This is a genomic window from Vibrio metoecus, from assembly GCF_009665255.1.
Taxonomy (GTDB): Bacteria; Pseudomonadota; Gammaproteobacteria; order Enterobacterales; family Vibrionaceae; genus Vibrio; species Vibrio metoecus_B.
This window is the reverse complement of the sequence record NZ_CP035686.1, coordinates 1540051-1556120: the sequence shown is the minus strand read 5'-3', so window position 1 is coordinate 1556120 and position 16070 is coordinate 1540051. Positions and strand designations below refer to the sequence as shown.

Here is a 16070-nt window from a genome sequence, read left to right as displayed (position 1 = left end):
AGGTGATTATGAAAAATTTAGAATTAAAGGTTCCTCCAGTCGCGGTTTTTCTGGTGGCCTTGGCGTTGATTCATCTCTCTTCCATTCTCTTTCCAACATTAACCATTACACTACCGTGGCCAAGCCTAGTCATGGCGCTCTGTTTTTGCAGCTCAGGTTTCTGGGGGATTGCAGGTTTGTTGGAGTTTCGTCGTTTTAAAACGACGGTGAACCCCATGGCACCGGATCTCGCGGCCACTGTGGTAGACAGCGGCGTTTTTGCACTCAGCCGCAATCCTATGTATCTCGGCTTACTGCTCCTGCTGTTTGGGCTTGCTTACTGGCAAGAAAACGCTCTTAGCTTGGTGATAGTTGGCGGCTTTCTGTTGTACATGAATCAATACCAAATCGAGCCTGAAGAGCGGATTCTAGAAGCCAAGTTTGGCGAAGCCTATCTACATTACAAAAAGCGAGTGAGACGCTGGTTGTAATGTCCGATTACCTAGCATTTTTAGCTAAAATTCACATATTTGTGAAAAAGAGTTTGAAACATTTCTGGGGATTATAGATTTGTGCGTAGGATAACCTTCCTATTTGACGTTGCAGTGGTAGTGGCTGGCTGGCGCGCGGCGCAATTTGTTCCCAACAAACTTGTCACTGACTTGTCGCCTACCTATCGTTCCAAGTAGTTGGGATATAACGAGCTATCAAATGATAATTTCTGATTAATGAAAGGATTGAGTTGTGCATCAGGTTTCTAAATTGCTGTCGTGCTTTATCGGTTTTTCTCTTTTCCCTACACTGCTCTATGCGGAATCCACAGCAGATATTTCATCTCGTATTATTAATGGTTCGAATGCAAACTCTGCCGAATGGCCATCGATTGTGGCTCTGGTTAAACGCGGTGCAGATGCTTATCAAGGGCAATTTTGTGGCGGCAGTTTCTTAGGTGGACGATATGTCTTAACTGCTGCTCACTGTTTTGATAGTCGTAGTGCTGCTAGTGTGGATGTCATTATTGGTGCGTATGATCTGAATAACTCTTCTCAAGGAGAGATGATTCCTGCGCAAAAAATTTACCGTCATTTGAGTTATAGTCCCAGTAACTTATTGAATGACATCGCGATTGTCGAGTTAGCACAAACCAGTAGTTTACCTGCCATCACTTTAGCGGGTCCTGCAACACGCGTGTCTTTATCAGCATTAACCCCTTTAAAAGTGGCTGGATGGGGGATTACCGTGCAATCGAAACCGCCACAATTTACTCCGATACTACAAGAAGTAGATGTTGACCTAGTTTCGCAATCGCTTTGCCAGATCGTTATGCAGCATGGAATTTCTTCTGATCCTAATTCAACCAATTTTTGCGCTGCTCGTCTTACGAAAGATTCATGTCAGGGTGATTCTGGCGGCCCAATTGTAGTTAAAACGGGCCGAGAGCAACTGGGTATTGTGAGTTGGGGTGATGAACAATGCGCTAAAACGGGCACTTATGGTGTGTATACCAACGTCAGTTATTTTCGTGATTGGATCACAAAGCACACTAACCAGCTTAGCTATGATCAAGTCGCCAATCTCGGTATTCGTTCATTAGGTAAAGTGAGTCAATCATTTACATATACCAACCTTGATTCCAATACGTTGACTTATACAGGAAACACATTCTCTAGCCTGCCTGCTGATTTCAGCGTGCTATCCAATGGATGCAGTACTAAAGTGACGTTAGCCACTAGTGAAAGTTGTAGTGTAGAAGTGGCTGTTGATGCGCAAAACTACCGTCAATATCAGTATGACTTTGAGTTGATCTTTAGCTATGCGGGAGGTTCTAAACGTGCAACGTCTCGCATTCAACTGGATACTTCGCCTTTTGCCCCAAGTACCTCTTCTGGTGGTTCCATCGGCTGGCTGAGTTTGCTGCTTTTGGCTCCATTGGGGATGAGACGGAAAACCGCTTGATTAGCAATACCATAATAAAAATAACCCGCTGTGTGCGGGTTATTTTTTTCGTTATATAAGAGGTCTGAGAATTATGCCGCTTGCTCAATCTGGCTAAGGAAGGCTTCTTTGCGCTCATTGAAACGGTTGACGAGATCATCGATTTCCGCTTGGTCGTAAGGTTTTAAACCACTGGCAACCATACGTTTTAGCCCTTTGCCTACCACTTGTCCTTCATCTTTAAACACAAAGTTGAGTGTCACTAAGCCGCGTTTGCCATCCACATCAAAAGTCGCGCCAGCAAATTCTACTTCTGGATGAGTGAGATCAAGGCGGGTAAATTCCACTTCCATCGATTCATAAATCACCAGTGGACGCTGGCAGTTGATCATCATCTGCTGCTCTTCCATCAAAGGCACCATGATGTGCGGGAAGTTCATGCCAGAAAACTGCACATAGCTGGTCACCACATGCTCAATAAAAGCAGGGTTGCGGTTGACTTCACCTTCACGTGACATGTGCAGGTACTCTTTGCCGCTGGCATCCACGACTGCGCTTTCACGCTGACACTTATTTTCAATGTGCAGAGCAACGCCATCACTCACCATACCTGAGAAGTCAAAACGCATCTTCTGGCTAATGCCTTCTTTTTGCAGCAGTACGGCAAAAAGCAAATCGCCTGGTACGCAGAAACGCTTGCTGTCTTCGTCATGGATTGGGTTGAAATCACCCGCGACCAATTTGGCAAAGTGGCTAGCCTGTTGGCGAGTAAATTGAAATTGGTGTTGTTGGGTTGAATGGTATGCAGTCAGGAACATGGTTATCGCTATCTCAACTAAACTGCGCGCATTATAGGACAGAATCTTGCAATCATTGGTCTATCCAGTGGAGATGTTATTGCTATTTTAAATTGCCACCTCAAGTGATTTAAGCATAAGAGCCCCGTAGGGCTCTTGAAAGGTTGATTTGTCAGTCACTTAGTGCTGGCTTGGTAGCAGCTGATCGGGCATTAAACGGTTGTGTACGGCAAGTTGCAGCAGAGCATTGGCTTTTTCGATATCCGGCGCAAAATAGCGGTCTTTATCGTAAAACGGTACTTTTTCACGCAGTATCTGCCTTGCTTCCTCAATGCGTGGTGAGGACTTCAATGGTGCACGAAAATCCAATCCTTGTGCTGCTGCAAGGTATTCCACCGCCAAAATACCACGAGTATTTTCGCCCATATCACGCAGTCTGCGTGCGGCAAACGTCGCCATGGAAACGTGGTCTTCTTGGTTGGCTGAAGTGGGTAAACTGTCGACTGACGCAGGATGCGCGAGGGTTTTGTTCTCACTGGCTAAGGCAGCTGCCGTGACTTGCGCAATCATAAAGCCGGAGTTCACCCCACCATTGTCGACCAAAAAGGGCGGTAGTTTACTTAGCGCACTGTCAATCAGCAGTGCCATACGCCGCTCGGAGAGACTGCCAATTTCAGCAATCGCCAGCGCCAAGTTATCCGCTGCCATGGCCACAGGTTCAGCATGGAAGTTGCCGCCTGAGATGATGTCGCCATCCTCGGCAAACACGAGTGGGTTATCAGAAACCGAGTTAGCTTCGACTTCCAACACCTCTGCTGCACTTCGAATTTGCTGCAAGCAAGCGCCCATCACTTGGGGTTGGCAGCGCAAAGAGTAAGGATCTTGCACTTTTTCACAGTTGCTGTGGGATTGGCCAATTTCACTGCTGACATCGAGCAGGTGACGATACGCCGTTGCAGCATCCATTTGGGTTCGGTGCCCACGCACGCGGTGGATACGCGGATCGAAGGGGCGACGGCTTCCCAGAGCGGCTTCGACCGACATCGCACCGCACACAGTGGCGGAGGCAAATAGATCTTCAGCCACAAACAGTCCTTCGAGCGCAAATGCGGTCGAGGCTTGAGTACCGTTCAGAAGCGCGAGCCCTTCTTTAGGGGCAAGGGTAATTGGCTCTAGCCCCGCAATTTTCATCGCTTCTAGACCGGAGATGATTTTGCCGTTGTAACGTGCTTGGCCTTCGCCGAGCAACACTGTGCTCATGTGAGCCAGCGGCGCAAGATCGCCCGATGCGCCAACCGAACCTTTTTTCGGTACGCAAGGATAAATCTGGTTATTGACGAGCTCGATCAAAGCTTGGATGACTTCAAGACGGATACCAGAATAGCCACGCGCCAAGCTGTTGATTTTAAGTAACATCATCAAACGAACGGTTTCATCCGACATCAGCTCGCCGATGCCCGCAGCATGAGAAAGCACGATGCTCTTTTGCAGCGTTTCCAAATCTTGCGGGGCAATTTTGGTGTTGGCGAGCAAGCCAAATCCGGTATTGATGCCGTAAACGGTACGTCCTTCGCTGATCACTTGTTCGACGACTTGGGCGCTTTCGGCAATCGCCGGAATCGCTTCTGGATCGAGGGATAACACCACGGGTGAGCGGCTCACTTGACGCAACTGTTTTAAGCTGAGTTGGCCGGGTTTGATCATCAGGTGCAACATGGTTTCTTTCCTCACTTGAGTTTGGCCAGCTCAGCGTTGAGCATTGGTAAATCGAGTTTTTGCTGCTGCGCGCAGCGTTTGGCAATCTCATAGCCCGCATCGGCATGGCGCATTACGCCGGTCGCTGGGTCATTGTGCAGTACGCGTGCAATACGTTCGGCGGCATCATCACTGCCATCACAGCAAATCACCATGCCGGAATGTTGTGAGAACCCCATACCGACGCCGCCACCGTGGTGCAGCGAAACCCAAGTAGCACCACCTGCGGTGTTGAGTAGCGCATTGAGTAGGGGCCAATCAGAGACCGCATCTGAACCATCGAGCATGCCTTCCGTTTCGCGGTTCGGGCTGGCGACTGAGCCTGAATCGAGGTGATCACGACCAATCACGATTGGCGCTTTGAGCTCGCCATTTTTCACCATTTCGTTAAAGGCTAAGCCTAAGCGAGCGCGATCTTTTAAACCGACCCAGCAAATACGGGCAGGTAAACCTTGGAAGTGGATTCGCTCACGCGCCATATCCAGCCAGTTATGCAGATGTGGGTTGTCAGGGATCAGCTCTTTGACTTTTTGATCGGTTTTGTAAATGTCTTCCGGATCGCCAGAGAGTGCCGCCCAACGGAAGGGACCTATCCCTTCACAGAATAGGGGACGAATATAGGCCGGCACAAAACCGGGGAAGTCGAACGCATTGGTAACACCTTCTTCCAGCGCCATTTGGCGAATGTTATTGCCATAGTCCAGTGTCGCAGCGCCGCGAGTTTGCAAATCAAGCATGGCGCGCACTTGGATCGCCATCGAAGCTTTGGCAGCTTTGACGACTTCAGCTTCATTTTGTTGACGCATCTGCGCGGCTTTTTCCATGCTCCAGCCGAGTGGTAAATAGCCATTGAGTGGATCGTGTGCCGAGGTTTGATCCGTCACCACATCAGGCGTGATGTTGCGTTTGACTAATTCGGGGAAGACGTCAGCGGCATTACCCAGTAAGCCGACAGAAATTGGGCGATCGGTATCGGCGATCATCGCCAGCGCTTCATCAAGCGTGTTGGCTTTTTTGTCGACATAACCGGTGCGCAGACGATAGTCGATGCGCGATTCATCACATTCCACCGCAATCATCGAGAATCCTGCCATCGTCGCCGCCAAAGGTTGCGCGCCGCCCATGCCGCCCAAGCCGCCAGTTAAAACCCAACGGCCTTTGGCATCGCCGTTGAAATGCTTTTTCGCAACCGCGACAAACGTCTCGTAAGTACCTTGCACTATGCCTTGCGAGCCAATGTAAATCCAAGAACCTGCCGTCATCTGGCCGTACATCATCAAGCCTTGTTTATCGAGCTCGTTGAAATGTTCCCAGTTTGCCCAGTGAGGTACTATGTTGGAGTTGGCAATCAACACACGTGGCGCATTTTTGTGGGTTGGGAAAACCCCAACCGGTTTGCCCGATTGCACCAATAAAGTCTGGTCATCTTCGAGGCGCTCCAGCACTTCGACGATTTTGTCAAAGCACTCCCAGTTACGGGCCGCGCGGCCAATACCACCATACACCACCAGTGCATGAGGATGTTCAGCCACATCGGGGTCGAGGTTATTCATCAGCATGCGAAGTGGGGCTTCAGTGAGCCAAGATTTGGCGCGCAGCTGTGTGCCACGAGGGGCGCGAATGGTGCGCTGAGTGTCCAGTCTTGTTCCTTGTGTAGATGACTGTGTCATGTTGAGACTCCTTTTGATTCACGGGTGACGGATGGATTGCACTTGTTCGGCCATGGCGTTAGCAATGTCCCAACACAAACGAGCAGCTAAGCGCGCCGTATGTTGATCGATATCGAAACTCGGGTTGTATTCGGCGATATCGGCAATCATCAGTTTGTTTTTGTAATGAAGAATTTGGTCGAAATAGGGGGCAAGCGCTTCTATGCTCACACCGCGCGCGGCAGGCGCACTCACACCGGGCGCACTGGCCGCCGGAAACACGTCCAGATCAATGGTGAGATAGAGGTAATCACAATCATCAATAAAGTGTTGTAATCGAGTCAGGTGATCCTTGAGTGACAAAGGCGAAAACGCTTTATCTTCAACATACCAAACCCCTAGCTTATCTGCGCGTTCAAACAGTGCGGGCGTGTTGCTGGCGCGGCTCACTCCCAAGCAGGCGTAATGAAAATCCCAACCTTGCTGCTGGCAAAAATGGTGGATTTGATTAAACGGTGTGCCTGAGCTTGGGCGTACTGGAACGAACGCTGTTTCAACCCCAGATTCAAACGCGCGTAAGTCAAAATGCGCATCAAAATTGATGATGCCGATCCGCGGTCGCTGTACGCCTGTTGCTAGAAAATGCTGTGCTAAACCCTGAAAGGTTGCCCAAGCAATCTCGTGTCCGCCGCCGAGCACGATGGCCCGCGCGTGAGGCAAAGCCTGTTGAATCACTTGCGCGCATTCTTGCTGAGCTTGCTCTAATGCATCACCTTCACAACGAATGTTGCCCAAATCGTAAATGGGGGTTGGATGGTGCCACGCGAGATTGGCCAGTGCTTGCTTAATAAGGTTGGGCGCGTGTTTGGCTCCGGTGCGACCTTTGTTGCGTTCAACGCCCGCATCACACTCAAAACCGATCAGCGCTACCCCTTGAGGCTGATTGGCTAGCTCGTCCACTTGAATTGGACAAGCGATATAGTGCACACGACGCCCAGCTTGGCCATCTTCGGGATCATGGCGGCCTTGCCAAGTGTGCTCTGTGGTGAAATTAGGATTCATAGCTTAGCTCTCCATTCACCATGCGAGCATGCAGGCGAGAAACGCCGACTTGATAGCTCAGCTCGGCAGGGTGTTCGATATTCCAAATCGCCAAATCAGCATCGTAGCCTTCTACGATTTGTCCACGGTTTGCGGCGTAACCCAAAGCTTGCGCTGCATGGCAAGTGACACCGCGTAGCGTCTCTTCTGGCGTTAGGCCAAACAAGGTACAGCCCATATTCATCATCAGGGACAAATCGGCAAATGGTGAGGTGCCGGGGTTTAAATCGGTAGAGATGGCCATGGGTACGCGATATTGGCGCAGCCATTCAATCGGCGGCTTTTGGGTTTCGCGCAAAAAGTAGAATGCACCGGGAAGTAAGGTGGCAACCGTGCTCGATTGCGCCAATGCTTTCACGCCCGCTTCATCAAGGTATTCGATATGGTCAACGGAGAGCCCACCCATGCGAGCGGTGAGTGCGCTGCCGCCTAAGTTGGAAAGCTGCTCGGTATGACCTTTGATTTGCAAGCCATGCGCTTGCGCAGCATGAAACACGCGTTCAGTTTGCGCCACGCTAAAGCCAATCGACTCACAAAACACATCCACGCTGGTGGCCAGTTGCTCTTCGGCAACCCGAGGAATGATCTCTTGGCAAATATGCGCGATATAGTCATCACTACGGCCTTGAAATTCAGGAGGTAGTGCGTGCGCGGCAAGTAATGTGGTGGTGATTTTGACGCGGCGATGCTGCTCAAGCGCTTTGGCGGCGCGCAGCATTTTCAGCTCATCCTTGAGCGTTAAACCGTAGCCAGATTTCACTTCAACGGAAGTGACACCGCTACGCAGCAGGCCATCCAAACGCGGTAGCGCCAGCTCGATCAACGCTTCTTCACTGGCCTTACGAGTGGCATTCACGGTAGAAAGAATGCCGCCACCTTGGGCGGCGATGGCTTGGTAGGGCACACCTTGTAAACGCAGCTCGAATTCGTTGGCGCGGCTGCCGGCATAAACCAAGTGGGTGTGGCAATCAATCAATCCCGGTGTGACTAATTTGCCGGCACACGAGATAGAATGCGCATCGCTGGGAAGGTCAATATGTTGGCCTATGTGCTGAATGCGCCCCTGCTCAATGATGAGGGTTTGCGGCTCGGTTACCTGATAACCTTGCACGCCCGGTTGCATGGTTACTAAACGCGCTTCGGTCAACACACAATTCATCGCTTTCCATCCAGATATCGATATGTCAAATGTATATACAAATAAATAGTGGAAAGCGTAAAAGTTCGCAACTTGAATGTTGCGAAAATGTGATCATGTGGGACTATTGGTTGAACAGAATTTTCGAGCTGAGTTTATAACGCGAACCCGGATGATAGAGCAGGGCTGAGCTAACCAGTTTGTCACCACTCCAAGTACGGCGATTGAGTAGCAAGCAAGGTTCATTAGCCGCAAGTGCAAGGGCTTGTTTGACATGCGCATCGGCCACAATGGCTTCTACAGTATGCTCAATCGCGCTCAGTGGACAGTTTTGCGACAAATATTGGTTGGGCGTAATTTGGGTAAAATCTTGATCCAAATAGTGTGGCACCGAACGGCTATTCACCCAACGCACTTCCAGTTGCATCGGGATATCGTTAGCGTAGTGAATGATTTCACTGTAAAACACTGGGCTACCCACCATCACACCGAGCTTGATGGCGACAGCTTCGTCGGCGTTCAGCGCACGCTGTTCAACCACTTTGTTGTGATACTGCTTACCGCGACTGAGGATTTCATCCGCGATGTTGCGAATATCTAGCAAAGGCGATTCGGCTTTCTCTTCTGCCGCGCAAACAAAGGTGCCTAAACGTGGGCGGCGCTGCAATTTTCCTTCACTGACCAGATCGCGCAGCGCTTTGTTGACCGTCATGCGGCTGACACCAAATTGCTCGGTTAATTCCAATTCAGTAGGTGTACGATAACCGACCGGCCAACGACCCGACTCGATGTTATCGAGCATAAATTGTTTGATTTGCAGATAGCGTGGAGACAAGTTTCAACTCTTTCAAAAAATCATTTGCATAGACAAATCATTTCTTTGAAATCGAAGTTTTGCAACTTTTTGTGTGTAAGTTGCCACATTGCGCAGATTTTTAGGGTGTGATTGTGCTTGATATTGATGGGGCTAAAAGAGCAACGCCAGCTTGAAAGCTGGCGTTACGAAGTTTAGTCACGCTTCCACAGCATATGACAAAACTTCTGATCCGGGTCACGGCTGATCAACATGCGAGCGAATACATCGTCCAGCACATCGTTCTCTTCGTTCACCAGACCAATGCGAACTTCGGCGTAGATTTCCTTATCGACTTCAAAGCCCACTTGATCATCCCAGTCATCGCCGACATCAACCATTTCAGCCGCGCCGCGATCATCAAACTGAGCTGTGAACAAAATTACATCCACAGGTTCGAGGTTATCTGGCGCCATCTCTAGGAAAATGTCGTATGCGGTATCAATGGTGTCGTCGATAGAAATTAGCTCAGCCATAAGATTACGCTCGGTTCATGAATTTGCGTTCAGCAGTATTGATAACGATACGATCGCCCGTTGCAATGTACTCTGGAACTTGAACCACTAATCCAGTTGGCATACGCGCTGGTTTAGTACGAGAAGAGGCCGAAGCACCTTTGATTGATGGATCTGTCTCTTCAATCACCATTTCAACAGAAGATGGCAGTTCAATCGCAACCGCTTCACCGTCAACCAATACTACGCTCATACCTTGAATTTCTTCAGTGATGAACAGCAGTTCGTCTTCGATTTCATCTTTCTTGAAGTTGTATGGGGTGTAGTCGTCATTGTTCATGAAGACATACTCATCGCCATCAATGTAAGAGAAAGAGATCGGGCGCTTGTTCATTTCTACGGTGTCGAGCACGTCGTCAGATTTGTAACGCTCATCTACGCGAGCGCCAGTATTGAGGTCAGTACAACGCAGTTTGTAGATTTTTGAACCGCCGCGGCCACCTGGAGTGGTCACTTCGATATCTTTGATCAGCAGAGTTTTACCGTTAGAAACGATGGCAAAACCTTTTTTCAGTTCACTTGCCTTTGGCATGAAATATATCCTTCGTGTAAAAAGTGGCAGCATTATAACTAAAGGAAGGGGGAAAAGGAATATCTCTCCTTATGTTGCGTTTTGTCTCACGCGTTGCATGATGAAGAGCTAACCGGAGTGATGCTTTGCTAAGCAATAAAACGGTGAGCTATTGATTGATAGCCGCGCATCGTGGAACATAAGGCTTCTGCAAACCAAGTGAGTACGTGAGCGGTATGACTCTGCCGGTGATTGACCCGAAACAGCCTTTTCAACCTGAATACCAAAGTGCGATTACCGATTTGGTACGTTTTTGGCGTGCAGGGGCAGGGCAGGCGCTGCACAGTATCTATCTTTACGGCAGTGTGGCGCGCAAAACGGCACAGCCTAACCGTTCCAATCTGGATGTCGTGGTAGTCACGCATGGCGCTTTTGAAGAAAATCGCGCGACCTTAATCAACACGATTCGTTGGCGTTTTCAGAAAAGTTATCCGTGGATCACTGATGTATCCATCAAACTTGCAACGGTTGAAGAAATCGCGACCTTAGAGGCGATTTTCTCTTGGGGTTTTATGCTGCGCCATTGCTGTGTGTGCATATATGGCGATGATCTGGCGGAGTGTTTTGGTCACTACGAGCCCAGTTGGGAAATTGCCAAACATTGGAATATGGATGTCGGTGATTGGCTAGCCTATTACCGAGATAAAATTGCCAAAGCGGCTAATCAACAAGAGCAGATTTTGGCTCAGCAGATGGTGGCCAAAAAACTACTGCGTGCCAGTTATTCACTGATTATGTACCGCGACAAGCAGTGGTTTGACGATCCACTAGAATGCGGTACCCACTTCCTACGCTATCACCCAGAGAAGCAGATTGAGATTGACCGCCTTGGTTTACTGCTAAAATCCCGTGCGATTCCCAAACGCTCGGTGGTGGGTTTACTTGATAGCTTTGGTCCTTGGCTGGTGTCTCAATATCAAAAAACCGAATTCAGGATTGGTTAGTCTTTTTTGAGAATTTGCGATAAGTATTATTTTGCACAGTTTAACGGTTTATTAATTAAGGAAATGCTGTGCTAACTTTTAGTTATGTATTCTTCCGAGTTGCTCTAGCATGTCCATTCTTGATAAGTGCCACCCAACCATTAAAAAGATAGAACTGGCCAATATTTCTCAATATCTAGTCTCGTCCATGCATTCAATTCGAGAAGGTATGGTATGGCTGATCCCCTGTTTGATGATCTCTTCCTTTGTGCTGTTTATCGCCAGTATGGGGGAATTGTTTAGTGGTGGTCGCCCGGAGTGGGTGCTGGTTTTATATCGTGCTAATCAAGTGATCGCCGAAACGTTCCCTTATTTGATGACGGCGACCATTTCTTATCTTTTAGCGATGCATTGGCATTTACCACGACCTCCGATTGCGCTACTGAGCATCGTTTACTTAGTGGTGTCATCGGCATCGGTCAGTACCGAACATAATCTGCCGACGTTTCAGATTGTCACGGCACTGGTGACCCCCGTATACGCTATTCCGTTGATTGCTTGGCTTATGCGTTACCCCGCATTGCATTTAACGCGTTCTAACAGTGCTGGTACTATTGTCCGTGAGTCGCTCAATCTGGTGTTGCCGGCAGCGTTGACCTCGATTGTAGTAGTGGCGATTAATTTAATTTTATTTGGCCCAGTGACGCGCCAAATCTTCGCGAGTTTAATGCATTTTGATTATGCCAATGACCCTTATGCATTTGGGTTAACGTTCGCTAGCCTTAATTCCCTACTTTGGTTTTTCGGGGTGCATGGTTATTACGCGTTACTACCTTTAGTGGAACGCTTACAAGAAGCGAGTCTGCTTTCTGAGTCCTATTTATTGATCGGGGAAAGTGCTCCGTATCCGATGAATTTGTCTTTTATGGGTACTTTCGTGTTTATTGGAGGCAGTGGGGCCACTTTTTCACTGGCTTTATCCATTTTGCTGTTTAGTAAACAAAAATCCATACGATTGCTTGCCTTAGCGAGCATTCCTATCGGGTTTATCAATGTGAATGAAATATTCCTATTTGGCTTGCCATTGATTTTGAATCCCAGATTGTTTCTGCCCTTTCTGTTAGTGCCGATGACGAATGTCGTGGTGTCTTTATGGGTGGTTACCTCTGGATGGGTGGATTATCCTACGGTTTCCGTTCCGTTTAATAGCCCGATTTTTCTTAATGCGTGGATTGCGACGAATGGCGACTGGCACGCTTTGTTACTCCAACTGTTCAACATTTTTCTTGGTTGCGTTTTGTATCTGCCTTCGGTGTTACGGCTCAATGAACAGTATGGCAAGCAGGTTATTCGTATTCCTTCGCTAGATACTATGTACACCCGTCGCCAAGAAGAAGCAGAACACTTGCAAGATGACCCGATTGCATTGGCGCAAAAACAAGAACGTGAACAATTGAAGGTTGAGCAACAACTGCAAATGATGAGCAGCAAAGAGTTCTGTTTGGAGTATCAACCACAAGTTTGCCATCGCACTGGGCAAGTGATTGGTTGTGAGGCATTAATTCGCGCCAAAGATCAACAAGATAACATTCTACCACCGGCAGCCTTTTTACCTTCCCTTGCCAAAGCAGGGTTGATGAAAGAGATGGATTTATGGGTGGTGAAACACGCTACGCGTGATGTTCGCAAGCTAACGGATCTCGGAGTTTATGTACCTGTCAGTATTAATCTGACGGCAGAAACCTTGATGAATTTGACCGTAATGGCTCAGATTGAAGAGATCATTCGCCCAGTGGCAGGATTAATCCATATTGAGCTGACGGAAGAAAGTTTACTGGCGGATGAACAGCGTTTGACTTGGGTATTTAATCAACTCCATCAATTAGGTGTCAAAATTTACATTGATGATTTTGGTACTGGTTACTCTTCTCTCAGCTATCTGCACCGTTTTGATGTCGATGGGATCAAGATTGATCGCTCTTTCGTGCTAGCTTTGGCCTCTGAAAAAGGGCGTAAAGTGTTTGCGAATTTACAGCTCGTTGCTCATTCCCTTGAGTTGGAAACGATCGTCGAAGGGGTCGAAACTCAAGAGCAATTAGAAGCGATGGGAGATGAATACCCTTTCTCAGTACAAGGCTGGTTTTACAGTAAATCTCTCACTCGTGAACATTTGGTGGAATTCGTGCAAGAACGTAATATGCTCAAAACAACCCCAGCTGAGGTGCAATAAGCTCGTCGAATTGCTTGCCGATGAAAGGCAAAATCGCGTCTGCCACCGGTTTGAGTTGCTTGTCGATGTAGTGCTGATAATCCATCGGACTTTTGGAATACTCTTTCGGCTCTGGTCCATTCACGGTGATCAAATATTCAATGCTGCCGCGATACTGATACTGTAGAGGCCGCCCGAGTTTGGCATTAATGTCATCCGCCATTCTGGCTGCGCGCACTTGCGGCGGCACATTCTTTTGGTACTCATGTAACCGTCGGCGCAAACGCTTTTGATATACCAATTGATCATCCAATTGGCCTGCCAATGTCTGTTCTACGATAGTGCGAATATAGGATTCTGGGTCTTGGCCGTGGAAAATCAATTGATACAGCTGATGTTGAAACCGTTGCGCGAGCGGCGTCCAATCGGTGCGTGCGCTTTCCAAACCTTTAAAAATCAGTTGTTCATTATCACCATCCCCTTTTAAACCCGCATAGCGTTTTTTGGAGCCCGTTTCTGAACCGCGAATGGTCGGCATTAAAAAGCGGCGATAGTGGGTTTCGTATTCGAGTTCAAGAATCGAAGTAAGGGCATATTCTTGCTTTAAATGCTCTGTCCACCATTGGTTGATTTCACTCACCAAAGCATTACCAATCGTGTCGGCTTCTTGTTGAGTGTACTGACCACCCAGCGCAACGAAAGTTGAGTCTGTATCGCCATAAATTACTTGATAGCCGCGCGCTTCAATCAACTGTTTTGTTTGGATCATGATTTCATGGCCGCGCATGGTAATGCTCGATGCCAATCGCGCATCGAAAAAGCGGCAGCCTGATGATCCGAGTACACCATAAAACGAGTTCATGATGATTTTGATCGCTTGCGAAAAAGCCTTTTCTTGGTTGCGTTTGGCTTCATCGCGCGCTGCCCATAGCTTTTCGATCATCTCAGGCAAAAAGTGTTTGGTACGATGAAATTGACCACCGCGAAAGCCCGGAACCGCGTGATCGGCTTGTTTGCCTATCGGTAGCTTTAATCCTTCAATCAACCCAAGCGGATCAATCAAAAACGAGCGAATAATCGAAGGGTAGAGGCTTTTAAAATCGAGCACGAGTACCGAGTCATACAGCCCCGGAATTGAATCCATCACATAACCGCCCGGGCTGGCAACCCAGTTTTCTGGCTGCAAATTGGGAGCGACATACCCTGCACGGTGTAGTTGTGGTAGATAGAGATTGGTGAATGCGGCTACAGAGCCACCAATGCGATCTAACTCGACACCTGTTAAACGTGAACGCTGAATGGCGAAATCGAGCAGATGAGTGGCCGCAAAAATCTTATTCACTAATACGCAGTCTTGCAGGTTGTAGCGAGCGAGCGAGGGCTTATCGTGGCGAAACATCTGGTTAATTTCATCCATCCGATCATGCACGTTATGGATCGCTTTCCCTTCGCCGAGCAGCTCTTGCGAGACGGACTCCAAAGACCATGAACGAAAATGGTAAGTCGCGGTTTTTAACGTATCGATGCCATCGAGCACCACACGTCCGGGAATACTGATAAAGCCTTGCTGAGTTTGGCTCGCCGTTCGAAAGAAGCTCGGTTGCTGAGCTCGGCCAATAGTGAGTTTCAGTTTGTGGAACTCCGCGCGTTTGTGCAGCAGCCGGAAATCGAAATCCACCACACTCCAACCAATAATCACATCAGGATCAAACTGCTCAAACCATGCAATGAGCGCTTTGAGTAACTGGTATTCATCCTCGACCCATTGAATCGGCGTTTCCGCAGGCTCTGGCTGACCTATCATAATCACTCGACTGTCCATCGGGCTGTCCAAGCCAATCGAATAGAGCAGCCCTTTTTCGGAGCATTCGATGTCTAGCGACACCATATTTAGCGTCGGCAGGTAGTCACCTTGGCGACATTTGGCTTGCTGAACTTGGCGATAACGACCGAAATCGGTGATTTGACCAGTAAATTCGATGCTGCCTTGGATAAAGCGTTCCATCAGAAAACGGTCAGCCAAACGGATATCGGTCTCGAAGGTTAAAATTTCCGCGTGAGCGAGTTTTTCCGCTAAGGTTTGACTATCTCGAATGGTGGTGGTGTAACAAGCAGTGAGGGCTTGGCCTTGGAAGCTGTGTAGGGCGAGGGGTGAGAGCGAAAGCTGCAAGGCCAGTGGCGCTGCAATAGATTCAGTCTCTGAGCAAGCCGATTGTTCAATAAAAAACACAGGGCGCTCACCGCGTATGATTAGTTGCGTGGGGCCTGAAGGTGTGGCAAGCCAAAGTTCAATTTGGGTTTGTCCAGCCACATCACGAGCGTGACGTGTTAATACAAACCCTTGTTCAATCTTCAATCTGATTCACCTTTATAGATTCTCATACAGTTTTGCGCTGGCACATTATACTGATCGTGAAGCTGATTACATCGCATTGTGATTTGTGTCGCCAGATAAGGCCAATCATCGGCGAAAGACAATTGAAATCATACGGTGAAAATGAGTGAAAACATTCACTAAAGCTTTCAATTGGTCGAATATGATTTTCATTAACTTATTGATTTCTATGTGCCACATGTGCGATTCGACACTTTGAAAAATAAGTGCTTGCTAAAGTGTAGGTTTCAGATCATATTCACGAGAGAAA

Annotated in this window: 13 protein-coding genes; 4 read left to right on the top strand and 9 right to left on the bottom strand. The window is 48.3% G+C overall.

Going from position 1 to position 16070, the window contains the following annotated elements:
- The first annotated feature begins 8 nt into the window (after window positions 1–8).
- Together EPB59_RS07010 and vesB are read left to right on the top strand one after the other, a co-directional pair.
- Window positions 9–470 (top strand): methyltransferase family protein, encoded by a 462-nt coding sequence (locus EPB59_RS07010; protein ID WP_000792733.1) that lies wholly within the window; start codon window positions 9–11, stop codon window positions 468–470.
- Window positions 471–723: 253 nt separating this feature from the next.
- A complete protein-coding gene (gene vesB / locus EPB59_RS07005; protein ID WP_154172036.1) occupies window positions 724–1935 on the top strand; it encodes a GlyGly-anchored extracellular serine protease VesB in 1212 nt (403 codons plus the stop codon).
- A 71-nt stretch (window positions 1936–2006) separates the two neighbouring features.
- On the opposite strand, the gene EPB59_RS07000 is transcribed toward vesB, so the two are convergent.
- The 8 genes from EPB59_RS07000 to yeiP form a co-directional block, all read right to left on the bottom strand.
- A complete protein-coding gene (locus EPB59_RS07000) occupies window positions 2007–2732 on the bottom strand; it encodes a DUF3581 domain-containing protein (RefSeq protein ID WP_154172034.1) in 726 nt (241 codons plus the stop codon).
- A 159-nt stretch (window positions 2733–2891) separates the two neighbouring features.
- A complete protein-coding gene (gene hutH, locus EPB59_RS06995; RefSeq protein ID WP_000902906.1) occupies window positions 2892–4427 on the bottom strand; it encodes a histidine ammonia-lyase in 1536 nt (511 codons plus the stop codon).
- Between the two features lie 11 nt (window positions 4428–4438).
- On the bottom strand, window positions 4439–6136 hold the full coding sequence (hutU, locus tag EPB59_RS06990; RefSeq protein ID WP_154172032.1) for a urocanate hydratase: 1698 nt from the start codon (window positions 6134–6136) through the stop codon (window positions 4439–4441).
- Window positions 6137–6154: 18 nt separating this feature from the next.
- Complete coding sequence (gene hutG / locus EPB59_RS06985) at window positions 6155–7177, bottom strand: formimidoylglutamase (protein ID WP_154172030.1); 1023 nt, start codon at window positions 7175–7177, stop codon at window positions 6155–6157.
- Entirely contained in the window at window positions 7167–8375 is a 1209-nt protein-coding gene (gene hutI, locus EPB59_RS06980; protein ID WP_154172028.1) for an imidazolonepropionase, read from the bottom strand. Before hutI ends, hutG begins: the two co-directional genes overlap by 11 nt.
- A gap of 103 nt (window positions 8376–8478) precedes the next feature.
- Window positions 8479–9189: a histidine utilization repressor gene (hutC, locus tag EPB59_RS06975; RefSeq protein ID WP_000075030.1), complete on the bottom strand. Its 711-nt coding sequence runs from the start codon at window positions 9187–9189 to the stop codon at window positions 8479–8481.
- A 173-nt stretch (window positions 9190–9362) separates the two neighbouring features.
- The gene (locus tag EPB59_RS06970) at window positions 9363–9683 is read right to left on the bottom strand and encodes an HI1450 family dsDNA-mimic protein (RefSeq protein WP_000818873.1); all 321 of its coding nucleotides are present in this window, start codon (window positions 9681–9683) and stop codon (window positions 9363–9365) included.
- Window positions 9684–9687: 4 nt separating this feature from the next.
- Entirely contained in the window at window positions 9688–10254 is a 567-nt protein-coding gene (yeiP, locus tag EPB59_RS06965; RefSeq protein ID WP_001123593.1) for an elongation factor P-like protein YeiP, read from the bottom strand.
- 215 nt (window positions 10255–10469) lie between these two features.
- On the opposite strand from yeiP, the gene EPB59_RS06960 reads away from it, so the two are divergent.
- Together EPB59_RS06960 and EPB59_RS06955 are read left to right on the top strand one after the other, a co-directional pair.
- Complete coding sequence (locus EPB59_RS06960) at window positions 10470–11237, top strand: nucleotidyltransferase domain-containing protein (protein WP_055050606.1); 768 nt, start codon at window positions 10470–10472, stop codon at window positions 11235–11237.
- Window positions 11238–11346: 109 nt separating this feature from the next.
- Entirely contained in the window at window positions 11347–13446 is a 2100-nt protein-coding gene (locus tag EPB59_RS06955; RefSeq protein WP_154172026.1) for an EAL domain-containing protein, read from the top strand.
- Here EPB59_RS06955 and EPB59_RS06950 read toward each other — a convergent pair.
- A complete protein-coding gene (locus EPB59_RS06950) occupies window positions 13418–15781 on the bottom strand; it encodes a DNA polymerase II (RefSeq protein ID WP_154172024.1) in 2364 nt (787 codons plus the stop codon). The genes EPB59_RS06955 and EPB59_RS06950 overlap by 29 nt on opposite strands.
- Window positions 15782–16070 lie beyond the last annotated feature (289 nt).